This window comes from Haemophilus parahaemolyticus, from assembly GCF_002015035.1.
Classification (GTDB): Bacteria; Pseudomonadota; Gammaproteobacteria; order Enterobacterales; family Pasteurellaceae; genus Haemophilus_A; species Haemophilus_A parahaemolyticus.
The window spans coordinates 36,979-60,737 of record NZ_MUXY01000023.1; the positions used below are offsets into that span (position 1 = coordinate 36,979).

Here is a 23,759-nt window from a genome sequence, read left to right on the forward strand (position 1 = left end):
ATAGGAACATAAGCACAGAGAGACATCACTATGCAAAAACTACTTTTTATTATCAATTCTGCTCCTTATGGCAATGAATCTTTGTTTAGTGGCTTGCGTTTAGCATTACAAATTCAAGAGCAGCACAAAGCAGAAATCAAACTTTTTTTGATGTCTGATGCGGTCATTGCAGGGCTTGCGAAACAAAATCCAGCGGAAGGGTATCACGTGCAACAAATGTTAGAAATTCTAACCGCACAAGGTGCTGTAGTGAAACTTTGCAAAACTTGCACGAATGCACGTGGCATCACAGAATTTCCGCTTGCAGATGGCGTAGAAATTGGTACGCTCGTTGAACTGGCAGATTGGACAATAGAAGCCGATAAGGTGCTTAATTTCTAATGAAAAAAACAGATGTCGTTATTATCGGAGCAGGTGCTGCAGGCTTATTTTGTGCGGCACAATTGGGGCAAGCAAGAAAAAATGTCGTGGTGCTTGATAGTGGCAAGAAAATCGGTCGTAAGATTTTGATGTCGGGCGGTGGTTTTTGCAACTTTACCAACTTAGATGTTACGCCTCAACACTACCTCAGCCAAAATTGTCACTTTGTGAAATCAGCCCTCGCCCGCTATACCAACTGGGATTTTATCGGCTTAGTCGCTCAATATGGCATTACCTACCACGAAAAAGAGTTAGGACAACTTTTCTGTGATAAAGGAGCGGAACAAATCGTACAAATGCTACAAAGTGAATGCGATAAAGGCAAGGTTGATATTCAGCTTCGACAAGCGGTTGTTTCTGTTGAAAAAGTTGCAAATCATTTTGAAATTCAGACCGCTAGTGAAACTTACCAAGCACAACATTTGGTTATCGCAACAGGCGGGCTTTCTATGCCTGCCTTAGGCGCAAGCCCTTTCGGTTATAAGGTTGCCGAGCAATTCGGTATTCCTGTGATTGCACCTCGTGCAAGCCTTGTCCCTTTTACGTGGAAAGAGAGCGACAAGCCTTTTGCTACCCTTTCGGGTATTGCTTTACCTGTGACCGCAAGTAATGATCGCATCAGCTTTAGTAATCAAATGCTATTTACCCATCGTGGTCTTTCAGGGCCTGCGATGTTGCAGATTTCGAATTATTGGCAAATGGGCGAAGCAGTTGACATTGATCTTTTACCTGCTGAGAATATTCTCAATATTTTTCAAGAACTGCGTCAATCTTCGCCAAAATTACAGCTAAAAACAGTGTTAAGTCGTTATCTTCCCAAAAAATTAGTGGAGCTTTGGTTTGAGCAACACTTATTGAAAGATCAAGTCATCGCACAACTTAGCAAAGCAGAATTACAGCACTTAGATCAATTTATCCATCATTGGCAATTTATTCCAAATGGTACGGAAGGCTACCGCACCGCAGAAGTGACAATGGGCGGTGTTAATACTGATCATATTTCTTCTAAAACAATGGAAGTAAAAAGCATTTCAGGGCTTTATTTTATTGGTGAAGTGCTGGATGTAACAGGCTGGCTCGGTGGCTATAATTTCCAATGGGCGTGGTCCTCTGCTTATGCTTGTGCAGAAGGGATTATTCAGCATTAATCACTAATACGCCCACTTTTGTGGGCGATATTTTTATGGACTATTTCGCTTTTCTCACCTTCGCCAACCAACTTACTGAAACCACAATCACTACCGTACCAATCCAGAAAAATGTATTTGGTGCATGCTCCCAAATTAACCAGTCAAAAATACTTGAAAAAATCACACCCGTAAAGGCAAAAGGGGCAATCACATTCGCAGAAGCGTGTTTGAAAGCTCGAGTGAGAAGAAGTTGGAAAACTAAGCCAAATCCGCCCACTAACAGCAATAAACCCAATTCATATAAATCCGGCATTTTCCATTGATGAATAAAGAAAATAGGTAATAACAGCGTACCGATTAAATGGAAGTAAAACACAATATTTTTTGGCGAATTATGTTTGTTCAATTCTTGTAAGCTAATAAATGCCATTGCTGCCAATACTGCACCGATCAAGCCAATTAGCACATAAATCGGTTCAAATGAGCTATTTTGGTTAGAAAGTAGAATAATCGATACCCCCGCAAAGCCCATCAAGCTTAATCCCAACACATTAAGCGGTGTTTTTTCACGAAAAAAAAGCAATAAAATTGGCACGAACAGAGCGGAGGTGTTCATCAATAACACCGAAATCGAAAGCGGGAGAAATTTCACTACATAGAAATTAATCAGCATACTGCCAACGCCTGCTAGGTTACGCAGCACTAAAAATTTCCACTGACTCATTTCAATTTTGAAATCTCTATCTTTAATCATAAAAGGCAGTAAAAACAACAAGCCAATTAAAAAACGAGAAAAAAGCGTCTCACTGGCTGGCATCGTATTGGAAGATGCTTTAACAAATACATTCATTAAAGTAATGCTAAAATAGGCGGAGATCATAAAGATAGTCGCTTTATGATAAAGCGAACTGGAGGATTCGGTTTGCATATTCTTCTCTTCTGGTAAATTTTCTCAAATTATTGGCAAATCACTCAAAGAAATCAACCGCTTTCAAATGATTCTTTATGATGTTTTGTAAGACTGGCTCTCTTAGCCTACCAATTGTCGAGAGAAGATTGATGCAGAATATGAACTAGCTATCAAGTTAAAAAGGGGATAAATCCTCTTTACTTTCTGTAAAATGACTACATTTTCTTTTTCTTCATCATTTTCTCTTTTTTCATTTTTTTCTCTGATTTCAGCATCTTATCAGATGACATTTTCATCTGATCCATTTTCATCGTATCAGATTTCATCATCGGTTCTGATTTCATCGGCATAGCATTCGTTTTCATTGCTTCCGCATAAACGCTACTTGCACTGAATAATACCGCCATTCCTAACATTGTACTTTTGAATATAATATTTTTCATTTTAAATTTCCTTTTTTGAGTGTAAAAATAGCAACCTTAATATGTTAAAGGAAGTGGGTTTCATTTCTTATATAAGTTTTAAAGGAATTAAAATGAATGTTATATCTGATCTTGAGCTTCAGCAAATTCGCACTCAAATGCTGACATTTGCACAATTGCAAGTAAATCAAGCTGATCTTGCCGAAGATTTAGTACAAGAAGCCTTTTTAAGTGCATTCAAAAATCTCGCTAATTTCAAGCATCAATCTGCATTTAAAACTTGGATTTTTGCTATTCTTAAAAATAAGATTATTGATTATTTACGTCAGAAAGGGCGGTTTGTTTTAGAAAGTGAACTTGAAGATGAAAATACCAATAATTCATTTTTTGATGAAAAGGGGCATTGGAAACCAGAACATTACCCGAGTGAATTACAAGGCGAAGAAGAAACTGTGTATTCCGATGAATTTTGGCTGATTTTTGAAACTTGTTTGACTTGTTTACCCGCCAAACAGGCAAAAATTTTTATGATGCGAGAGTTTTTAGAACTTTCATCTGAAGAAATTTGTCAAGAAACGCATTTAACTTCGTCTAATTTACATACCACCCTTTATCGGGCACGTTTGCAGTTGCAAAACTGTCTTTCAAAAAAACTTTAGGAGAGATTATGCGTTGTCGCCAAGCCACTCGAATGATTTCCGAATCACACGAACGTTCATTAGATATACAAGAAAAAGTGGGGCTAAAAGTGCATTTAGTTATGTGCTCACGTTGCCGCCGTTTTCAACGAAATTGCGAGACCTTAAGCGAGATGATGAAACAATTTAGGGATGCCGAAACCAGCTATAGAATTAACCGATAGTTCGTAAAAAAATAAGCGGTTGAATTTGCAAAATATTTTACAACTTTAACCGCTTATGGTTAAAAATACTTTATTTCACTTTTTCTAATAATGAAATCATTTTTCTAAGCATTTCTAATTCTTTTTCTTTCTGCTCCAATAATTCATCTTTATGAATAAGTTGTAATTTTAATTTTTCAATTTCAAACATTATAGAATAATCACCACTATAATAATTTGCTGAAGTGTTATTTCCATTTTCATTCATAAAGAAGATGACACCTTTATCATTATCAACAAGATCAGATAAACTCACATTAAATATTTGAGCAATTTGCACTAATTTATCGTATTGCAATCTAGTTTCACCACGTTCAATCTTGGCATAACCACTTGGCGACATATTCATTTTCTCAGCCATATCTTCTTGCGATAATTGACGAAGCTCTCTCATCATACGAATTTTATCATGCATTCCCATCTAAATTTAATCCTTTCCAAATTGAGCAATCTTTGCCTAAATCAGGTGCTATTTTGTCCTTTTTGTTGCTGTTTTTAATGGTTAAACTTCCATAAAATTTACTCGCATTTACTTATGCAACTGATGTATTTTCACACATTTAGAGGTCTTAATCTATGAAAAAATTACTTATTGTAACTATGTTATCTACTTTAGCACTATCAGCTCAAGCTCAATGGTATGCTCAAGGCGATTTAGGTGCTTCAAAAATTGACATTACTGATGCAAATAATTCAGGCAGTTCATCTTTTACCCAACGAATCAGTGTTGGCTATGCTTTTGATAAGAACTTTCGTTTAGCCATAGATTATACAAACTACGGAAAAGTAACTGCAAATTATGCTGATGTTGCAGATGTATCTCTTAAAGTTAAATCATTAGGCTTCACTGGCTTTTATGATTTTGACTTAGCCAATTTCAAACCTTATGTTGGTGTCCGTATATCTACCAATAAAGCGGATGTAACTGCAAATGCACGTTCAAGCTATTATAGATTAGAAGCTTCTGCAACCGAAACGAGAACAGGCATTGGTGCATTAGCTGGTGTTCAATATAAATTAACTGATAACGTGGCACTTAATACTAATATTGAATATAACCGTTTAGCCTCAGATGTTTCTGATGTGGGCGTTAAGGCTGGTTTACGTTTTAGTTTCTAATGGGTATTTTGTGAAACAGTTATTTACAAAAGCATCAATTATAGGGGTAGCGTTATTACTTTCAGCTTGTGCAACAGTTCCTATGGCTTCTGTTGAAGAAAGTAATACCACCAAACAATTCAGATCTCCCGAAAAAGGCAATTCAGGATTATATATCTATCGTGATTCTTTTATAGGAAAAGCTTTAAAGAAAAATCTCTATATTGACGATAAATTTATAGGTGAGTCTGCTCCTGATGTATTTTTTTATAAAACCATTAAAGCAGGAGAGCATAAAATTTCAACTGAATCCGAATTCAGCAATAATGATTTAAACATTAAAACTGAAAGTGGTAAAAACTATTTTATTCGTCAATATATTAAATTTGGTGTATTTGTAGGCGGTGCAAATTTAGAACAAGTTTCTGAAGAAGAAGGTAAGAAGGCTATTTCTAAACTAAATATGGCAGTAAGTCATTAGAATTCTGCTCTAACAACATCATTTTATTTAAACAAGACTAAGTCTATATTTAGACTTAGTCTTTTTTATCTAAAATTCCCCTCTTATTTTCTACCACATTTCAAACTTAAGTAAAAAAATCTGTAAGAAATCCAATTCTTCGCCGTCTAACCTTATGTAACGTTAATTTTTACTTCATAAGGAAAAGCAATGAAACTATCAAAAACATTTCTATTTATTACCGCACTTTGTTGTGCTACACCAACTTTAGCGATACAAAATTCAACATCATCTGGAGAACAAAAAATGGCAATGGAAAATACACAAAACATTCGAGAAATTTATCTTGCTGGTGGCTGTTTCTGGGGTATGGAAGCTTATATGGAGCGTATTCACGGTGTGAAAGATGCGATTTCTGGCTATGCAAATGGTAATACGGAGAAAACCAGTTATCAGCTGATTGGGCTAACCGATCACGCAGAAACGGTAAAAGTCACTTACGATGCAAACCAAATTTCGTTAGATAAATTGCTTAAATATTATTTTAAAGTGATTGATCCAACCAGCGTAAACAAACAAGGTAACGACCGTGGCAGACAATATCGCACAGGGATTTATTATCAAGATGGAGCAGATAAAGCGGTGATCGAACAAGCACTCGCCCAGCTTCAAACCAAATATAAAAAACCAGTACAAGTTGAGGTGCAACCGATTAAAAATTACATCGTAGCAGAAGAATATCATCAAGATTATTTGAAGAAAAATCCAAATGGCTACTGCCATATTGATATTACCAAAGCAGATGAACCTGTGATTGACGAGAAAGATTATCCGAAACCGAGTGATGCAGAACTCAAAGCGAAATTGACACCGTTGCAATATTCCGTTACTCAAAATAAACATACTGAACGCTCTTTTAGTAACGAATATTGGGATAATTTCCAACCAGGTATTTATGTTGATATCACCACAGGCGAGCCTGTTTTCTCTTCAAATGATAAATTTGAATCAGGTTGTGGCTGGCCAAGTTTTACGAAACCGATCATTAAAGATGTAGTGCATTATGAAACCGACAACAGCTTCAATATGCAACGTACCGAAGTGTTAAGCCGTGCGGGTAATGCTCATTTAGGTCACGTATTTGATGACGGCCCGAAAGATAAAGGTGGTTTGCGTTATTGCATTAACAGTGCATCAATTAAATTTATTCCGTTAGCTGAAATGGAAAAGGCAGGATATGGATATTTGATTCAATCCATTAAAAAATAAGGAGATGTAGGATGTTAGATCAACAACTCCTTATTGGAACTGTATTTTTAGCTGGGCTTGCTTCTTTTCTTTCGCCTTGTATTTTCCCGATTATTCCAATTTATTTTGGTATTTTGAGTAAAGGCGGTAAAAAAGTCCTAAATACTTTTTTATTTATTTTAGGGCTTTCCCTTACATTTGTCAGTTTAGGCTTTAGTTTTGGTTTTTTAGGGAATATTTTATTTAGTAACACCACCCGCATTATCGCTGGCGTTATTGTGATTATTTTGGGTATTCATCAACTTGGCATTTTCAAAATTGGTTTGTTGGAACGCACAAAATTGGTGGAAATAAAAACATCAGGAAAATCAACCGCACTTGAGGCATTTGTCCTTGGTTTAACCTTTAGCCTTGGTTGGACACCTTGTATTGGCCCGATTTTGGCTTCCGTGTTAGCTTTATCAGGCGATGAAGGCTCTGCACTTTACGGTGCATCAATGATGTTCGTTTATGTTTTAGGCTTGGCAACGCCGTTTGTATTATTTTCATTCTTCTCAGACAGCTTGCTAAAACGTGCCAAAGGGTTAAATAAACACTTAGACAAATTTAAAATTGCTGGCGGTGTTTTAATTATCGTGATGGGTATTTTATTGATTACGAATAATTTTTCGTAAGGTATAACCTTAACAAAAGAAATCTATAAAAGGAAAAAGCAATGAAAAAACTATTATCAATATTTCTAATGGCATTCAGCCTAAACGCTTTTGCACAAACTAATTTGGCGGACGTGCAACTCAAAGATTTAAACAATCAGCCAGTTACTTTAAGCCAATATAAAGGTAAACCTGTGTATGTAAAAATGTGGGCATCTTGGTGTCCAATTTGTTTGGCAGGATTAGCTGAAATTGATGATTTAAGTGCGGAAAAAGATCGCAATTTTGAAGTGATTACCATTGTTTCGCCCGATCACAAAGGCGAAAAAGACACCGCTGATTTTATTGAGTGGTACAAGGGATTAGAATATAAAAATATCACAGTGCTTTTAGATGAAAAAGGCGAAATCATTGATAAAGCAAGAGTGCGTGGCTATCCGTTTAATCTATTTTTAGATAGCGATTTAAACCTGAAAAAAACCGTACCAGGACATTTAGGCGCAGAGCAAATTCGAGCGTTTGCTGAAAAATAATGATGACAAGCGGCTTATTTTTAAGCCGCTTTTACAATGGAAGAACATTTATGCATTTCGAGTGTAGTTGAAGAGTGATATTTGATAAAAAGCAAAGAATAGTTTAACTTTTTACTTGGTTATTTACTTTAGTAAAATAATCAGGTATTTTATTGTAGCCTTCTCACAGAGAAGGTTTGATTTTAATTCCATTCAATGATAATCAGACCAACGGAGTTTAACTATGGCTGAACAAATCGTCCCTTCTAATGATGTTATTCTTAAAGCAGTGCAAGACACTTTAGTGATTTCAACTACCGATTTACAAGGCGTGATCACTTACGCAAATGATCTTTTCTGCAAATTAACAGGCTATTCTCGCGAAGAATTAATCGGTCAACCGCACAACCTTGTGCGTCACCCTTCTGTGTCAAAAGAAGTGTACAAAGATATGTGGGATACTATCCAAGCAGGTAAAATTTGGACAGGTATCGTGCCAAACGTAGGTAAAGGTGGTGTAGTTTATGTGGTAGATACCACCGTTCAGCCAATTTTTGACGAAGCGGGCAATATCACCAGCTACATCAGCGTGCGCCGTGTAATCAACGATTTAATGCAAAACTTCGATGCCGTAGAATTATCAAAAGAAGTATTCGACGACTACTACGATAAATAATCAACAATTCTCTTTTCGGGCGTGCTTTGGCACGCCTTTTCTTTCTTGATATATGAAAGGAACTGCTATGTCTCAACCTATTTCTCATATTCATATCGCCTACGGTTCTGAATCGGGCAATGCCGAAGCACTTGCCAAGCAACTCCATCAGCTTGATTGGCTACAAGCCCACCAACCTAGCCTTTGTACCCTAAATGAACTAGATTTTTCTCGCCTACAAGCGGACGATTTATTGCTGATTTTAACTAGCTCGTTCGGTGATGGCGAACCACCAGCTAATGCCGATGAATTTGCAAATTCTTTGGAAAATTTGACCACTTTCCCGTGCCGTTATGTCCTATTCGGTTTGGGCGATACCAGCTATGATCAATTCTGCGGCTTCAGCCAACAAATCGAAGCCTTACTTAATCAAAAACAAGCAAAAGCCTTGATTGCTCGTGTAGATGCGGATCTCAACTATCAAGCTATCTTCAAACAATGGCTACCACTCTTGCAACAAGTTCTACAAACACCTGCAAACGAAACGTTAGCCCACGATCTTTCCGTTAAGGTTTATAACGAAAAAACTGTGTACGAAGCAGAAGTGTTGGAAATCAAACACTTGGCACAATCTGAACCTGCTGTTTACCACTTACGTCTATCACTGCAAAACAGCGGAATTTTCTACCAAGCAGGCGATTTAGTTTATGTGCAAGTCAGACAACCTGATGAGGCATTAGCCCTTTATGAAAACTGGTTTGAGCAATCAGCAGAAGGCTTACGCAACAAGGAATTACGCCTATTAAGCAAAAATGTATTGCGTGATTTAAATAAAATTTTAGATAACGCTGAGCTGAAAAACCTGCTCAAAATTTCCAATAAAAAAGCCTTGGAAACCTATTTATATGGGCGTGATTTGCTTGATGTTTTGCGTGATTTTGATGTAGAAAAACGCATTTCGCTACAAGATCTTGCAGAATGCTTACCAAATTTAACCGCTCGTGCCTATTCCATCAGCTCTTGTGGTAAAACGCACCCTGAATATGTCGATCTCTGCGTGCGTCACGTTCATTATCAGCTCAATGAACGTAGTTACCAAGGCACAGCAAGCGATCAGCTTGCACACCTCAAAGAAGGGCAAAGATTACCGATTTTCATCAAATCGAACGCAACATTCCACTTGACTGAAAATCTCAATGCACCAGTAGTGATGATTGGCTCGGGCGCAGGCATTGCACCACATATTGGTTTCTTGGATTATTTAGCACAACAACCGAATAAAGTAGAGAGCTACCTCTTCTTTGGTGAACGCTATCAAGCCAAAGATTTTCTTTATGAAGAACAGCTCAACGCCTATCAAACACAAGGCGTACTCACCACGCTTTTCACTGCCTTTTCACGCGATCAAGCGGTCAAATTTTATGTGCAAGATGCAATGTGTGAGCAAGGCGAATTGCTTTGGAAATTGATTCAGCAAGGGGCATATTTCTACATCTGCGGCAGCAAATCAATGAGTAAAGCAGTAGATGAAGTACTATTGGAGATCGCAGATAAAATTGGTGGGCAGCCTTTCGTGGACGACTTCAATAACATCATCGCCACGCTCATTGCCGAAGGGAGATTGATGAGAGATGTGTATTAATTTCAAAAATTGAACAAAGAAATGGCTGAAGAAATCTTCAGCCATTTTTCTATGTGAAATTCGATTACTACACCCAACGTCTTACCGCTTTTTTATACGCCAAATATTCCTCGCCAAATTTTTGTTCTAACATCTGTTCTTCTGGCTGAATTTGTAAATAATTGATGCTCCAGATGAATAACGGAATTACCAATAAAGCGGTGGCATTTTCAAGGTAAATTGCAAATGCGATAAGGAAAATGGCGAGGCTGAGATACATCGGATTACGGCTAAAACGATAGATACCCGTTTGAACAATATGGCTGGTTTGATTTGGATGAAGCGGGCTGATGGTCGTTTTAGCAAGACGGAATGAGATAACGCTTGCTATGCCAATAACGCTACTTAATCCAACCAACATCACAACCAACCAAGTTGCCTTTGGCAAGGTAAGGATAGTCGGCAAGCAATACATTATCGCCATACAAATCAGGCTTAACACAGGCGGTGGAATTTTGGTTTTCATTTGCAAATTTTCCCTTGTTGAATTTCAAATAGTTGATCTTGCGAATTTTTCTGCCATTGCATCTGGTTTAATTGCTCTTGGGTAATGGCGGTAACGAATACTTGCGACTGGCTTTCACGCAGACGTTGTGAGAGCAATTCACGTTTGACGGGATCAAGCTCCGAAGCAAAATCGTCAATCAAGAAAATACAAGATTTCTCTTTCTCGGCAGTTAAATATTCGCCTTGAGCTAATCGTAAGGCACACATTAAGAGCTTTAACTGCCCTCGAGAAAGTACATCTTCTACAGGCAAGCCGTTGGCTCGGAAGCGGAAATCCGCTTTTTGTGCACCTAACATTGTATAGCCTAATGAGCGGTCGCGTTCAAAGCCTTGTTGTAAGATGTCAGTATAATCGGCACCTTTTTCCCAACCTTGATAAAAGCTGACTGAAATTTCTAATTCAGGTAAGAAAAAAGCACAATGACGGGCAATTTCAGGCGTGATAGCGGCAGCATATTCGGCACGCATAGCGGTCACATTTTGAGCGGTTTTTACCAATTCAATATCCCAATGTTTCAACTCGTTGTAGTTTCGGACTTGCTGTAATGCGGCATTACGTTGTTTCAACAAACGTTTAAGATTGACCCATTGTGGATAAAAATCACTCTGTTTATGGAATAAGCCCCAATCTAAAAAAGCACGGCGATAGCTCGGTCCGCCATTGAGCAACGTTAACCCTTCAGGCGTGATCACTTGCATTGGTAAAAGATGGGCAAGATCGGCAATTTTATTGCCATCTTCACCATTGATTTTAAGTATGGTATTGCCCGAACGCTGTTTTTGTAGCCCAACCGTCCAGCTATGTTTTTCCTCATCAATTTTTCCGTGCAAGACAAAATTTTCTGCCTCATAATTGATTACGCGGTTGCTAATATGGCTTTTAAATGAACGCCCGTGCCCGAGGTAGAAAATGGCTTCAAGCAGGCTAGTTTTGCCACTGCCGTTGTGTCCAACAATAAAGTTGAAATTCGGGCTGAGATCAAGCTCGGCAGATTGAATATTGCGGAAATTTTGAATGATAAGGCGAGATAGGGGCATAGAAAGTTCTGATGATTAAAAGGATGATTAATATCACTTTCGTAGGAGAGGGGTTTATCCCCTCCCAATTAAAGAATATCGGGCGGGGATAAACCCCGCCCCTACGCAAAGAGCAATGTTGCTGCTAGGATAAACAACTACAACCTCATTGGCATAATCACATATTCTGCAGTGTTATTATCACAATCTTCAATTAAACAACTTGAGCTTGCATCCACTAGGCTAAAACGCACGCGTTCACATTTGAGCGTATTTAACACATCCAACACATAGCTCACGTTGAATCCAACTTCCATCGCAGGGCTTTGGTAGTTCACATCGATGATCTCTTCTGCCTCTTCTTGTTCTGGATTGTTGGCTGTAATTTTGAGTACATCTTGTTCAAGTGTTAAACGCACGCCACGGAATTTTTCGTTTGATAAAATCGCTGCACGCATTAAAGCTCGACGAAGCACTTCAGTATCCGCTTCTAAAATACGATCTGCATTACGAGGTAAAACTCTACGGTAATCAGGGAAACGCCCATCAATCAATTTTGACGTAAACACTACGTCATTCATCGTTACACGAATATTGCTTGAGCCAATCTCTAAACGCACGATTTCGTTGCTTACACTTAACAAGCGGGAGAGTTCTAATGCTGCTTTACGAGGCACGATTACAGAGTGTGAAACCAGCTCTTGCGTGAGTGGCATTGTGCAGACCGCAAGGCGATGCCCATCGGTTGCAACTGCGCGCAATAAATTGCCTTCGGTTTCGAATTTCATTCCATTTAAGAAATAACGAGCATCTTGGTTCGCCATTGAGAATTGGGTGGCATCAATTAAACGAGCAAAAGTGGCTTGTTCAAGGCTGAAATCCACTTCTGGCGTCCAATCCATTAAATTTGGATACTCGCTTGCAGGTAAAGTCGCTAAACTAAATTTACTGCGACCTGCTTTAACTATGGCTTTATCCTCCTCGAACTGCACCGAAATGAGGCTATCTTCAGGCAAACTCTTCGAAATATCCAAGAATTTCTTGGCAGGAATGGTAAATTTTCCTGAAAAATCGACCGCTTGAGCTAATTGGGCTTGGGTGCTTAGCTCCACCTCTAAGTCTGTTCCCGTAAGAGAAAGGCGATCGCCTTCTACTTCAAGCAAAATGTTGTTAATGATAGGCAACGTTGGACGGCTTGCAAGTACACCGCACACTTGTTGCAAGGGTTTGAGTAACTGTTCTCTGGTAATCGTAAATAACATAACCATTCCTAATCGTCGTTTTTATGATGATAATTTGCGTGTTAAAAGAGTGTAATCTTCTTGGATACTGGTATCAGTATCACGTAATTCTGCAATGGTTTTGCAAGCGTGCATCACGGTGGTGTGGTCACGTCCGCCGAACTCTCGCCCAATTTCTGGCAAGCTATGATTGGTCAGCTCTTTTGCTAATGCCATTGCGATTTGTCGTGGACGCGCAATGGTTCGTGTGCGACTTTTCGATTTAATATCTGCCAATTTAATGTTGTAATGATCCGCCACCACGCGCTGAATATTTTCGATCGTAATCAGCTGTTCATAAGCAGCAAAACGGTCGCGTAATACTTCACGTGCCATATCAATCGTAATTGGGCGGTGAGTTACCGTCTGCCACGCAATAACAGAGTTTAACGCCCCTTCGAGTTCACGCACGTGAGTACGTAATTTTTGTCCGATCAAATAGGCTACATCTTCTAACAATTCCACGCCTCGTTCTTCCGCTTTTTTACGCAAAATCGCCACGCGGGTTTCTAATTCTGGCGGTTCGATCGTAGAGCTAATCCCACAGCTAAGACGCGATTTAATCAGCGGATCAATACCTTCAATATTTTTCGGGTAAACGTTGGAGGTCAAGATCACTTGCTTACCTTGATCAAATAAGGCGTTTAACAAGTGTAAAAATTCCTCTTGTACCTTCGGCTTATCCGCCAAAAACTGAATATCATCGATCATTAATACATCCAATGAGCGGTAGAATTTTTTGAGTTTATCCGCTTCTTGGCTGTTAGTGTTGATCGCTTTCAAAATATCGCGATAAAAACGTTCCGAATGAATATAGAGAATACGTAAATCTGGCGTTTTTTTAAGCAATGCATTGCCGATTGCATGCAAAAGGTGAGTTTTCCCCAAGCCCGTATTGGCGTAAAGAGACAATGGATTGCAATGACTCTGCCCCAGCTCATTTACTACCTGTTGTGATACCGCTTTGGCAAGCTGGTTTGAGCGACCTTGTACAAAGTTATCGAAGTGCTGACCTGGGTTAATTCCCGTTTTAAATGTACCCGTAGCAGGATCTTGCTGAGTATTCTGTGTTGCTTCCACGCGTTTTTCATTCGGGCGAATCCCCACGCGAGTGGTAACGATCAACGCCTCATTTTTGGACAAAAAACGGGCAAGATCAATGATCTCATTCAAGAAATTATCTTTTACCCATTTCTCAACAAACTGATTTTGAGCATAAAGCGTTAATTCTCCATCGCTAAAACTCGCCTGTAACGGGCGTAGCCAAGTGCTGTAGTCCGTAGACGATACTTTTGATTGTAAATGATTAAGGCAATCTGCCCAAAGAGAAGACACGATTTACTCCCAAAACTTGTGAAAAAGGTTGTCTATAATACCTTAAAATCTTGTGGAAATCTTGCAAATTTTTCAGAAAAAATTACCGCTTGTTTTTCTTCAAGCAATTTGCGGAAATTTCCGCTATAATTCGCCTCATTTACATCCATTACATAAAAGAAAACAATGAAAGAATCCATCATTAGCAAGTTAGAAAGTTTAAGTGAACGCCACGAAGAGTTACAGGCATTGTTAGGCGATGCCTCGGTAATCTCAGATCAAGACAAATTCCGTGCTTATTCTAAAGAATATTCTCAATTAGAAGAGGTAGTTAGCACTTTCAATCGCTGGAAAAAGCTCAACAACGACATTGAAGATGCACAAATCCTATTAGATGATCCTGATATGAAAGAAATTGCCGAAGAAGAGATCGCAGAAAACAAAGCCGAAATTGAGCAGCTTGAGCAACACTTGCAGATTCTCTTACTGCCGAAAGATCCGAACGATGAATACAACGCCTTCTTAGAAATCCGTGCGGGAACGGGCGGTGATGAAGCGGGTATTTTCGCAGGCGATTTATATCGTATGTACAGCCGTTATTGCGAAAGTAAACGCTGGCGTATCGAAGAGCTTTCTGCCAATGAAAGCGAACAGGGCGGATACAAAGAGATCATCGTGAAAATTTCAGGTGAAGGCGTGTATGGTCAGCTTAAATTTGAATCAGGTGGTCACCGCGTACAACGCGTACCAAAAACCGAATCGCAAGGGCGTATTCACACCTCAGCTTGTACCGTAGCGGTAATGCCAGAATTACCAGAATCGGAAATGCCAGAAATCAACCCAGCGGATTTGCGTATTGATACTTACCGTTCATCAGGTGCGGGTGGTCAGCACGTTAATACCACCGACTCAGCAGTACGTATTACCCACCTTCCAACAGGGATTGTAGTAGAATGCCAAGACGAGCGTTCACAGCATAAAAATAAAGCGAAAGCGTTGGCAGTATTGGCTTCACGCATTGTGCAAGTTGAACAAGAACGTCAAGCAGCAGAACAAGCAGACACCCGCCGTAACTTACTTGGTTCAGGCGACCGTTCGGATAAAATCCGTACTTACAACTACCCGCAAGGTCGTGTGACGGATCATCGCATCAACCTTACTGTTTACCGCTTAGATGAAGTAATGAACGGTAAAATTGATGAGTTGATTCAACCAATCATTACTGAATATCAAGCTGACCAATTAGCTGCGTTATCTGAAAATGCATAATAAATTTGCCCTCATTTCGAGGGCATGAAATTTTAAGGAAATCAAAATGTTAAAACATTTATCGATCATCTTTTCGTTTTTTTTGACCGCTTGTACAAACTCTATTTTCACTTCAAACACTAACTCATCACAACATCAAAGCTCATCATCAACTCAATACCCGACACAATCATCTTCTGTGGAACGAAATTATTTTGTAGGTCTCTGGGCCTGTGAAATGAATGGGGGCAATATCGGATCATCGAATACCGTGCAACTTGCTCAAGATGGCTATGTTTCTTATCTTGGCACATTTACTATTCCCAAAGAAGATCCATTATTTCAATATCAGCTAGAGCGTATTGGTACTTGGGCTTTTGCTAGCGACATATTGACCTATCAATTTAACAAAAGCAGTTTCACCCGAGCACATACTTTTGAGATGTTGAAGAAAATTAAAACAGATAAAAATCTGAATGCAGAAGAGAATACGACTTTTGATGGACTTTCTGCTCAAATGAATAATTCAAGCAACAGACCTGTTTCTCTTGAGGTGAGTAATTTTACTGATCAAAGTTTTGTAATTACGCAAAAATTACCTGAAATAACAAGAACTGGAATTTGCCAAAGAATCGTAAAATAGAAATGTAATGTGCTTAACGCCTTAGTAACAGGGCGTTAAGCATATCTTATATAAAATCAGATAAATCCTACCATCTATTCAAACAGATTCCGATCTATCTCTTCCGTTTGCTGAATCAGCTCACTGGTAGACCATTGCAACCCATTTGCAAGTTTAAAAATTGTCATTAAATAAGAGTTGCCCTATTTACAAATCTTCTGGAAAATCTTACCGCTTTTTATCATAGATATATCCATATGTTCCCCATCTTATTTTCTGCCAAATCTTCCTTCCCCCTCTTTAGCAAAGAGGGGAGAAGAAATTTGACAGGAGTGATTTACGGAAAATTATTTCTCTTCCTTCACCCGAATCCGATAACGTTTATCTAGCATACAGAGCAAGCCACCCAATGCCATAAACACACCACCAAGCCAAATCCAGCGAATGAATGGTTTGTAGTAAAGGCGTAAGCCCCAAGATCCGTCGTCAAGTTGTTCGCCTAATGCCGCATATAAATCACGGGTGAAACCCCAGTCGATAGCTGCTTCGGTCATTCCCATTTTACTGACGTTGTAAAACCGTTTTTCTGCGTGAAGCGTGGCTTCTAGTTTACCGTTGCGGGTGATTTCAATATCTGCCGTACCACCTTGGTAGTTCGCACCATCAGTAATTTTCAAGCCTTTAAAGGTGAAGTTGTAATCCAAAATCTGCACACTATCGCCTTCACGCATTCGCACATCTTTTTCGATGCTGAAATTATGGCTCATCGCAATGCCAAACACGGTCATCGCCACACCTAAGTGAGCGAATACCATTCCCCAGTGAGAACGAGAAAGTTTGAATATGCCCGTCAAAAATGAATGACGATGTGTGGCACGAGTGTGCATTTCATACAGGCTTAAAATCACGATAATCGCCGACATCATCACGCCCATTACCGATGTAGCAGTAATACGATCACCCACTAAATAAGGTAAGCTAAAGCCGAGTGCAATCATCATCACCAGCGAAATCATCACAGGCGTGCGGATTGCCGAGATTTCATCACGTCGCCATTTTACTAGCGGTCCAATGCCTAAAATAAAGGCGAACGGTGCCATTAAAATCAGGAACATCTGGTTAAAAAACGGTGCACCGATAGAGACAGAGCCCAAGCCGATTTGCTTGTGAATAAGCGGTAAAATCGTACCTAAAAAGACCACCGATAAAAACGCCATCAACATAACATTATTCAATAACAACAAGCTTTCACGTGAATAACGTTGGTAGTTGTCCAAACTTTTGATTTTCGTCCCTTGGAACGCATAAAGCAGTAGCGAGCCGCCAATCACAAACACCAAATACGCCAAAATGTATAAACCGCGAGTTGGATCAGAAGCAAAGGCGTGAACCGACACCAGAATACCAGAACGTACCAAGAATGTACCAAGTAAGCAGAGCGAGAAAGCCAGAATGGCAAGCAATACCGTCCACGCTTTGAAGGTACTGCGTTTTTCAGTTACCGCCAAGGAGTGAATCAGCGCCGTGCCTGCCAACCAAGGCATTAAGGACGCATTTTCCACAGGATCCCAGAACCACCAGCCGCCCCAGCCGAGTTCGTAATACGCCCACCAAGAGCCAAGCACAATACCGAGGGTGAGGAAAACCCACGCTGCCATTGTCCACGGGCGAGACCATCTTGCCCACGCGGTGTCGAGCTTGCCCGTCATCAATGAGGCAATCGCAAAGGCGAAAGCGACCGAAAATCCTACATATCCCATATAAAGCAGTGGCGGGTGGAAAATCAAGCCAACATCTTGCAACATCGGGTTAAGTTCACGACCATCGGCAGGGAAATCAGGGAAGGTACGGTTAAATGGGTTCGAGCTGAAAATAATGAACACCATAAAGCCAATGCTGATTAAGCCCATCACGCTCAACACGCGTGCCACGGCTTCCTCTGGCATTTTACGGGTAAAGGTCGCTACGCCTACCGCCCAGAGTGCCAACAACCAAATCCAGAGCAACAATGAACCTTCGTGCGATCCCCACACTGCCGATAAACGATATTGCAGTGGCAAGGTTGAGTTCGAGTTGTTCACGACATATTGCACGCTAAAATCATTCACAGCGAATAAGTAGAATAACGAACCAAACGAAAGCGACAACGCCAAGAACATCGCCCAAGTGAGCGGACGACCCAACGCCATTAGCTTCGCATTGCCTTTTTCAGCTCCAACAAGCGGTAAAATTGCTAAGAAAATTGACAAAGCGAGTGCCAAGGCTAAGCCATAATTGCCAAGTTCCGCAATCATTTGCTTTCTCCTTGCAAGGTTTTCAGCGTGCGTTCAATTTCGGCTTTATCGTGTTCTGATTCACCTTTTAAATCCGCTTCTGAAATTCCCATCGCACCATGTTGTTGCTTCATTTTATCGCCCAACTCAGGTGGCATATAGTTTTCATCGTGTTTCGCCAACACCTCTGTAGCACGCAAACGAGTTGGCTCAACCAATACACCTTGTGCCACAATACCTTGCCCTTCACGGAATAAATCAGGCAAAATGCCTTCATATTCAATCGTAACTGCAGGACCGATGTCGTTCACATCAAATTCGACTTTAAGCGTTTTCGGATCGCGTTTTACCGTGCCTTCCATCACCATCCCACCTACGCGGATACGTTGCCCCACTTCTGGTTTCTGGTTCGGATCATCGTTTTTACCTTGTACGATTTCAGAAGGCGTATAGAACAGGTCGATGTTTTGACTCAGTGCATACAGCGTTAAGCCAATTGCCGCGCCTACGCCCGCGAGCACCAATAACACGATTTTTAATCGAGATTTACGTCTTGGATTCATTTTTTACCCACACAAAAATTAAAATATGCAAAAAGAAACAAGAAATTGACCGCTTGAAAGGCTATTTCTTCGCTTGAGCCTCACGAGCTAACGCTTTCTTCACTTGAGCCACAATCTGCTTTTGCTCACGCTTTGATTGCCAAATCAGCCATCCCATTGCCACAAAAGATATGCCGTAAGAAAGCCACACATAGAAACCGTAATTTCCCATTGCGAAGAAATCCGCAAGAGAATCAAATTGAAATTGAAGTTGCATCCTATTCTCCGTTACTTAAAGTTGCTCACTAAGGCTTTTACCCAAGGGCGTTTGCGTTCATCTTGTAATAATGCAATGCGATAACGCCAGATGCTGAACCAAGCGGTAAACAAAAGGCTGCCGAAAATCGCCAGCAATAGCGGAATCAACATTTCGATTGCCATTGAAGGTTTATCTAATTTCGTGATCGTCGCCCCTTGGTGCAAGGTGTTCCACCACTCTACTGAGAAATGAATGATCGGTAAGTTAATCACCCCCACCACAGCGAGCACCCCCGCCGCTTTAGCACCTGTTTGTTTATCTTGGAAAGCTGAGTAGAGTGCCATTACACCGATATAGAGGAAGAAAAGCACAAGTGCAGAGGTTAAACGAGCATCCCACACCCACCAAGTGCCCCACATTGGTTTCCCCCAGATTGCTCCTGTTACAAGCGAAATAAAGGCAAACACCAAGCCGATTGGTGCCATTGAAATCATTGCGAGGTTTGCTTGACGAATTTGCCACACCAACGCAATTAGACCTGCTAATGCCATTGAACCATACACACCCATCGACCAAATCGCAGCGGGCACGTGAATAAAGATGATACGATAGCTCTCGCCCTGTTGGTAATCTTTTGGGGCGAAGGCTAAGCCTAAAACGAAGGCGATTGCCAGCAAGATCAGGCTTAAATAGCCAATCGCAGGCTGAATTTTCCCTAGCAAGCGATATTGCGTTTCAGGCTTAGCGTAGGGATGCAGAAATTTCCACATAGAAAAAGCTCCAAGTTGGTAAAATGTCAATTAAATCATACCGCTTGCTATTGCAGAGTGATGCGTAATGCTCCTGCAATCGCAAAAGGCGAAAAAGTTAAAGTAATGGCTAAAATCGCACCGATAATCGCAAGCTGACCGCTGTAGTTCATATTGATGGTTGCCGCTTCAAGCACTGCTGCTGCAAAAATCAACACAGGCAAAAAGAGCGGTAAAATCAGCAAGCTCAACAGCGTACCACCTTTTCGTAAACCAACGGTTAAAGCCACACCAATTGCCCCTAAACAGCTCAAAATTGGCGTACCTAATAACAGGGTGAGCACTAACGCCCACCACACATGAGCTTCAAGCGAGAGCAAAATCGCCGCAATAGGTGAAAGCAAAATCAGTGGTAATCCTGTCAGCAGCCAATGTGCTATGACTTTGGCAAGTGCCACTTGCGATAAGCCAACTGGCAACAACATCAATTGCTCTAATGAGCCATCTAAATAATCATCACGGAAAAGGCGCTCAAACGAGAGCAATGCTGATAATAATGCAGCAACCCACGCAATGCCTGAAGCGATTTTTCCCAGAAGTTCAGGATTTGGCCCCATCAACAGCGGAAAAAGCGTAATCACGATCAAAAAAAACCAGAGCGGATTCAGAATTTCAGCAGGTCGACGAAATGCGATAGTTAATTCTCGTTGAATAATGTTCAATAAAATCATAGTTTAAATTGATCCAAAGAAATCGCTTTTAAATGAGGATTTTCGACCGCTTGATGACTAGTAAAAATCACCATTCCCCTATTTTGGCAATGTTGTTCAATATGAGCGATTAAATCGGCTACACCTTTTTTATCAATCGCGGTGAACGGCTCATCTAAAATCCAAAGTTGCTGTTTGGTTAGCCACAATTTTGCCAATGCAACACGGCGTTGTTGCCCCGCAGAAAGATGCGAGCAAGGTAAATCTTCCCGCCCAACTAGTGCAACTTTTTCAAGTGCATGCCAAAGCGCTTCATCACTTAATGCTAAGCCCTGCACTTTTTGATAAAAACGTAAATTTTCCCACGGTGTCAATTCGGGTTTAATCCCTGCGTGATGCCCAAGATAAAACAGCTCACTATAATATTCTTCGCGACATTTTTGGATTTTTTGACCATTCCAAAGCACTTCGCCTTCAGCAGGTAAAGCAAGCCCCGCTAAAATACGGAGTAAACTCGTTTTACCGATACCATTATGCCCTTCAATCTGCACCCAATCGCCTTGATTGAGCGTAAAAGAACAGCCTTCGAACAGACGATTTTCACCACGTTCGCAGGCAATATTATTGAGAGTTAGTACATTCGATTGCATAACACGGATAGGGTATTAAAAGATAGGCAAGTTTACCATAATCAGTCTGATTAGCGTTAAAAACAACCTACCTATTTAGAGTGATCAATTTGTTTTAAAACAAATTTTTGTAAATTTATAAGTGCAACACTTCTTTAACAAAAGGCACTGTCAGTTTTCGTTGAGCTTGTAGCGAGGCTCGGTCAAGCAGATCCAACTCTTTAAGCAAGACTGCAAGATCATTGCCAAGCCGTTTTAAAAGGAAATTAGCGACCTCATCTGAAAGCTCCATACCTTTTTGATAAGCGTTATTTTGCAGAACAACGCATTTTTGCTCATCCCTCAAATCAGCAAGCTGATAAACCTCGCCCCAAATCAAACGAGAATGTAAATCAGGTAAGCTGATTTTCAATTCATGGGGCGGGCAATTCGCACTAATCAATAACAATGTTTTGTGTTCATTACCAAACAAGCCTTGTTGCTCACGGATTTGATTGAAGAGATCGAAAATGGCAAGTTCCCACTCTTCATTACCTGCGATAGTTTGAAAATCGTCTAAACATACCACATCCATTTGAGCCGCATTTTCCAGTACTTGCGGGGAAAAATAGCGAGATTTATCCAGAGGAATATAACTTGCGGATTGTTGATTAAAGAGATATTGATTGGTAACGGCTTTTAAGAGATGGCTTTTCCCGCAGCCCTGATTTCCCCAAATGTAGAAAAACGGCTGTTGGACATCGATAAAATTTTGGCGTAGGGAATCCAACAACACAGGGTTGTTTTCTGAATAGAAATTTTCAAATGTTTCATCATCATTTTGATGAATAGGGAGTAAGAGTTGTTGGTTAATGGTTTGATTGCCTTTTTGTTGGAATATTGTGCTAAGGATAGCGGAAAAGGGGGGGGTTGGGAAGAGGATACCTGTTTCGAGGGGAAACAGGTATTTGTGCAAATATGAAGTTAGTCTAATCTTAACGATTCTTCGTTACCATAATATTTTTTACAACCTGTTTAACATTATTAAGCGTAGAAGAAGAGCAATCTGAACCAAAACCATATGTTGGGAGAGCTTCTTTTGCAACAGCAAGCACTCCATCGAATAATTTTTTGTCTTGTTTAAATGCATTAAATAATCTTTTCCAATTATCAGGAGTAACAGGAATTTGATTCTTAACTAAATAAGGTGTCATAACATCTACCATTATTCCACCACGAAGTTTCGCTCTCTCAGACTCATTCAAAGCGTTCAATAATGAATCAAATTTCGACATAGATTTATCCCATTTATCCGCCTGTTGCTTCGGTTCAGTGTTGATGCAAACAAAAGCTATAGCATAGCCCAGTCTAATCGTATTTGTTTCCTCTTCTGTTAATAAAGAATTCTGATTAAACTCCGATGCTGTATTAGATGTATTTGAATTTGGCAAAGTTACGCTATTCAAACAACCCGATAACAGCAAAGAAATTACCGTAATTGAAAATATTTTTTTCATTTTTATTCCTTAATAAGTATTACAAAAAACTTGGTTGCCAATTCTATTACAATAGGTGCTTTTCGGACGACTTTGTCCAATACCTTGAATTATTTGATTAATCTAATCTTGTTCGGCTTGATAGGCTGCACGTTGTGATGAATCAAACTGAACATCCGCAGCAGATACATTATGGCTTACTGCGGTTAATTGATAAGAATGGCTATAGGAATTCACTGGGAATTGGTTGCGATATTGTTCGGTTGCTCCACTCATCCAAACAGCTTGGCAAGGTACAACTCGAACGACACCACGTTGGATATCTTGCTCAGAAATATTGTAATAAGCGTTATAAGGCGTATAACCGACAAATTGTCCGCCACAAATTAATCTTGCATGTTGTGGCGATGAGTTATACCAAACGTGTAATCCTGATGAACAAGCTGACAATCCTAAAATAGAAAATAATATAAACAAATATTTCATATTTCCTCCAGCTATTTTACTAATTTAGAAAGATATTCTTTTAGTTCTAAAAAAGATTTATCTATTTCAGATAAATTATTATCTTTTAAATCAGAATAAATATAATTTAGCAATACAATTGCCTGCTGCTGATTGATAAAATCATCAATATTTATTTTTAAAATCAGTTTATCTATTTCTGAAATTAATTTAGTATCTAAAAAATTTTTATGTGATTTTAATAAATTCTGAAAATCTTGATTTTTCCAAGAACTCAATATTTGAGAGATCATTGTTTGATTATTATTCATAACAGGTAACCACCATAGTTTTATTCAGATATGTTTACTTGGTATGTCAATACCAAGTAAAAGAAGTATACTTCTTTGAAAATTTAAGATTTTTGATAGTGGGCTTCCACCCACCTACGCGTGGAGTTAAAATAAAGTGAACGGTGTAACCATAAAAAAGAGGGAAATGGGATAATAAATACAAGATGGCGATTAATTAAAAAGATGATAAAATCAAAAACCCCGTACCTTACGATACGGGGTTATTCGCTTTCGCTGTAATTCAATC

Annotated in this window: 30 protein-coding genes; 13 read left to right on the forward strand and 17 right to left on the reverse strand. The window is 39.7% G+C overall.

The annotated features are described in order from the left end of the window. Window positions 1–30 precede the first annotated feature (30 nt). Together B0185_RS09880 and B0185_RS09885 are read left to right on the forward strand one after the other, a co-directional pair. Entirely contained in the window at window positions 31–381 is a 351-nt protein-coding gene (locus B0185_RS09880; RefSeq protein WP_005707134.1) for a DsrE/DsrF/TusD sulfur relay family protein, read from the forward strand. Beyond that, window positions 381–1,568, forward strand: a complete 1,188-nt coding sequence (locus B0185_RS09885) for a BaiN/RdsA family NAD(P)/FAD-dependent oxidoreductase (RefSeq protein ID WP_005707155.1) — start codon at window positions 381–383, stop codon at window positions 1,566–1,568. The genes B0185_RS09880 and B0185_RS09885 overlap by 1 nt, the downstream gene beginning before the upstream one ends. A 40-nt stretch (window positions 1,569–1,608) precedes the next feature. On the opposite strand, the gene B0185_RS09890 is transcribed toward B0185_RS09885, so the two are convergent. Then, on the reverse strand, window positions 1,609–2,478 hold the full coding sequence (locus tag B0185_RS09890; protein WP_005707095.1) for a DMT family transporter: 870 nt from the start codon (window positions 2,476–2,478) through the stop codon (window positions 1,609–1,611). 197 nt (window positions 2,479–2,675) lie between these two features. Continuing rightward, window positions 2,676–2,903, reverse strand: a complete 228-nt coding sequence (locus B0185_RS09895; RefSeq protein ID WP_005707114.1) for a hypothetical protein — start codon at window positions 2,901–2,903, stop codon at window positions 2,676–2,678. 92 nt (window positions 2,904–2,995) lie between these two features. Between B0185_RS09895 and B0185_RS09900 the strand changes: the two genes are divergently transcribed. Further along, the gene (locus B0185_RS09900) at window positions 2,996–3,541 is read left to right on the forward strand and encodes a sigma-70 family RNA polymerase sigma factor (RefSeq protein WP_005707133.1); all 546 of its coding nucleotides are present in this window, start codon (window positions 2,996–2,998) and stop codon (window positions 3,539–3,541) included. A gap of 8 nt (window positions 3,542–3,549) precedes the next feature. Further along, a complete protein-coding gene (locus tag B0185_RS09905; protein WP_005707109.1) occupies window positions 3,550–3,744 on the forward strand; it encodes an anti-sigma factor family protein in 195 nt (64 codons plus the stop codon). A gap of 70 nt (window positions 3,745–3,814) precedes the next feature. Here B0185_RS09905 and B0185_RS09910 read toward each other — a convergent pair whose 3' ends face one another. Beyond that, window positions 3,815–4,204, reverse strand: a complete 390-nt coding sequence (locus B0185_RS09910; RefSeq protein WP_005707093.1) for a helix-turn-helix domain-containing protein — start codon at window positions 4,202–4,204, stop codon at window positions 3,815–3,817. 155 nt (window positions 4,205–4,359) lie between these two features. Here B0185_RS09910 and B0185_RS09915 point away from each other — a divergent pair, with 155 nt between their 5' ends. The 7 genes from B0185_RS09915 to B0185_RS09945 all read left to right on the forward strand — a co-directional run bounded on the left by B0185_RS09915 (window position 4,360) and on the right by B0185_RS09945 (window position 10,051). Continuing rightward, complete coding sequence (locus B0185_RS09915) at window positions 4,360–4,902, forward strand: opacity family porin (RefSeq protein WP_005707135.1); 543 nt, start codon at window positions 4,360–4,362, stop codon at window positions 4,900–4,902. Continuing rightward, the gene (locus tag B0185_RS09920) at window positions 4,856–5,362 is read left to right on the forward strand and encodes a DUF2846 domain-containing protein (protein WP_005707106.1); all 507 of its coding nucleotides are present in this window, start codon (window positions 4,856–4,858) and stop codon (window positions 5,360–5,362) included. Before B0185_RS09915 ends, B0185_RS09920 begins: the two co-directional genes overlap by 47 nt. Window positions 5,363–5,551: 189 nt before the next feature. Then, entirely contained in the window at window positions 5,552–6,610 is a 1,059-nt protein-coding gene (gene msrAB, locus B0185_RS09925; RefSeq protein WP_005707154.1) for a bifunctional peptide-methionine (S)-S-oxide reductase MsrA/peptide-methionine (R)-S-oxide reductase MsrB, read from the forward strand. An 11-nt stretch (window positions 6,611–6,621) separates the two neighbouring features. Beyond that, window positions 6,622–7,263, forward strand: coding sequence for a cytochrome c biogenesis protein CcdA (locus B0185_RS09930; protein WP_005707100.1), 642 nt, complete (start codon window positions 6,622–6,624; stop codon window positions 7,261–7,263). Between the two features lie 41 nt (window positions 7,264–7,304). Continuing rightward, a complete protein-coding gene (locus tag B0185_RS09935) occupies window positions 7,305–7,775 on the forward strand; it encodes a redoxin domain-containing protein (protein ID WP_005707151.1) in 471 nt (156 codons plus the stop codon). Window positions 7,776–7,998: 223 nt separating this feature from the next. Next, window positions 7,999–8,430: a PAS domain-containing protein gene (locus B0185_RS09940; RefSeq protein ID WP_005707115.1), complete on the forward strand. Its 432-nt coding sequence runs from the start codon at window positions 7,999–8,001 to the stop codon at window positions 8,428–8,430. Between the two features lie 67 nt (window positions 8,431–8,497). After that, window positions 8,498–10,051, forward strand: a complete 1,554-nt coding sequence (locus B0185_RS09945; protein WP_005707108.1) for a diflavin oxidoreductase — start codon at window positions 8,498–8,500, stop codon at window positions 10,049–10,051. A 67-nt stretch (window positions 10,052–10,118) separates the two neighbouring features. Here the strand turns inward: B0185_RS09945 and B0185_RS09950 are convergent, their stop codons facing one another. The 4 genes from B0185_RS09950 to dnaA all read right to left on the reverse strand — a co-directional run bounded on the left by B0185_RS09950 (window position 10,119) and on the right by dnaA (window position 14,229). Next, window positions 10,119–10,556, reverse strand: coding sequence for a methyltransferase family protein (locus B0185_RS09950; RefSeq protein ID WP_005707096.1), 438 nt, complete (start codon window positions 10,554–10,556; stop codon window positions 10,119–10,121). Beyond that, window positions 10,553–11,635: a DNA replication/repair protein RecF gene (recF, locus tag B0185_RS09955; RefSeq protein ID WP_005707150.1), complete on the reverse strand. Its 1,083-nt coding sequence runs from the start codon at window positions 11,633–11,635 to the stop codon at window positions 10,553–10,555. The genes B0185_RS09950 and recF overlap by 4 nt, the downstream gene beginning before the upstream one ends. Before the next feature lie 137 nt (window positions 11,636–11,772). Next, on the reverse strand, window positions 11,773–12,876 hold the full coding sequence (dnaN, locus tag B0185_RS09960; protein WP_005707122.1) for a DNA polymerase III subunit beta: 1,104 nt from the start codon (window positions 12,874–12,876) through the stop codon (window positions 11,773–11,775). Between the two features lie 21 nt (window positions 12,877–12,897). Then, window positions 12,898–14,229 carry a chromosomal replication initiator protein DnaA gene (gene dnaA / locus B0185_RS09965; RefSeq protein ID WP_005707156.1) on the reverse strand — a complete coding sequence of 444 codons (1,332 nt, stop codon included), beginning with the start codon at window positions 14,227–14,229 and terminating at the stop codon, window positions 12,898–12,900. A gap of 165 nt (window positions 14,230–14,394) precedes the next feature. On the opposite strand from dnaA, the gene prfA reads away from it, so the two are divergent. Together prfA and B0185_RS09975 are read left to right on the forward strand one after the other, a co-directional pair. Then, on the forward strand, window positions 14,395–15,477 hold the full coding sequence (gene prfA / locus B0185_RS09970; protein ID WP_005707125.1) for a peptide chain release factor 1: 1,083 nt from the start codon (window positions 14,395–14,397) through the stop codon (window positions 15,475–15,477). A gap of 46 nt (window positions 15,478–15,523) precedes the next feature. Continuing rightward, window positions 15,524–16,099 carry a hypothetical protein gene (locus B0185_RS09975; protein ID WP_005707110.1) on the forward strand — a complete coding sequence of 192 codons (576 nt, stop codon included), beginning with the start codon at window positions 15,524–15,526 and terminating at the stop codon, window positions 16,097–16,099. A gap of 326 nt (window positions 16,100–16,425) precedes the next feature. On the opposite strand, the gene B0185_RS09980 is transcribed toward B0185_RS09975, so the two are convergent. The 10 genes from B0185_RS09980 to B0185_RS10025 all read right to left on the reverse strand — a co-directional run bounded on the left by B0185_RS09980 (window position 16,426) and on the right by B0185_RS10025 (window position 23,491). Continuing rightward, a complete protein-coding gene (locus B0185_RS09980; RefSeq protein WP_005707118.1) occupies window positions 16,426–18,372 on the reverse strand; it encodes a heme lyase CcmF/NrfE family subunit in 1,947 nt (648 codons plus the stop codon). Then, window positions 18,369–18,914 carry a cytochrome c maturation protein CcmE gene (gene ccmE / locus B0185_RS09985; RefSeq protein WP_005707121.1) on the reverse strand — a complete coding sequence of 182 codons (546 nt, stop codon included), beginning with the start codon at window positions 18,912–18,914 and terminating at the stop codon, window positions 18,369–18,371. Before ccmE ends, B0185_RS09980 begins: the two co-directional genes overlap by 4 nt. Before the next feature lie 61 nt (window positions 18,915–18,975). Next, window positions 18,976–19,170: a heme exporter protein CcmD gene (ccmD, locus tag B0185_RS09990; RefSeq protein WP_005707131.1), complete on the reverse strand. Its 195-nt coding sequence runs from the start codon at window positions 19,168–19,170 to the stop codon at window positions 18,976–18,978. 11 nt (window positions 19,171–19,181) lie between these two features. Continuing rightward, window positions 19,182–19,922 (reverse strand): heme ABC transporter permease, encoded by a 741-nt coding sequence (locus B0185_RS09995; protein ID WP_005707141.1) that lies wholly within the window; start codon window positions 19,920–19,922, stop codon window positions 19,182–19,184. Between the two features lie 47 nt (window positions 19,923–19,969). Continuing rightward, window positions 19,970–20,632, reverse strand: a complete 663-nt coding sequence (ccmB, locus tag B0185_RS10000) for a heme exporter protein CcmB (RefSeq protein WP_005707099.1) — start codon at window positions 20,630–20,632, stop codon at window positions 19,970–19,972. Further along, window positions 20,629–21,261 (reverse strand): cytochrome c biogenesis heme-transporting ATPase CcmA, encoded by a 633-nt coding sequence (gene ccmA / locus B0185_RS10005; protein ID WP_005707127.1) that lies wholly within the window; start codon window positions 21,259–21,261, stop codon window positions 20,629–20,631. Before ccmA ends, ccmB begins: the two co-directional genes overlap by 4 nt. Window positions 21,262–21,376: 115 nt before the next feature. Next, entirely contained in the window at window positions 21,377–22,093 is a 717-nt protein-coding gene (hda, locus tag B0185_RS10010) for a DnaA regulatory inactivator Hda (RefSeq protein WP_039863372.1), read from the reverse strand. Window positions 22,094–22,214: 121 nt separating this feature from the next. Continuing rightward, complete coding sequence (locus B0185_RS10015; RefSeq protein ID WP_005707159.1) at window positions 22,215–22,736, reverse strand: hypothetical protein; 522 nt, start codon at window positions 22,734–22,736, stop codon at window positions 22,215–22,217. Window positions 22,737–22,838: 102 nt separating this feature from the next. After that, on the reverse strand, window positions 22,839–23,201 hold the full coding sequence (locus B0185_RS10020) for a hypothetical protein (RefSeq protein ID WP_005707116.1): 363 nt from the start codon (window positions 23,199–23,201) through the stop codon (window positions 22,839–22,841). An 11-nt stretch (window positions 23,202–23,212) separates the two neighbouring features. Next, window positions 23,213–23,491 carry a hypothetical protein gene (locus tag B0185_RS10025; RefSeq protein ID WP_005707104.1) on the reverse strand — a complete coding sequence of 93 codons (279 nt, stop codon included), beginning with the start codon at window positions 23,489–23,491 and terminating at the stop codon, window positions 23,213–23,215. Window positions 23,492–23,759 lie beyond the last annotated feature (268 nt).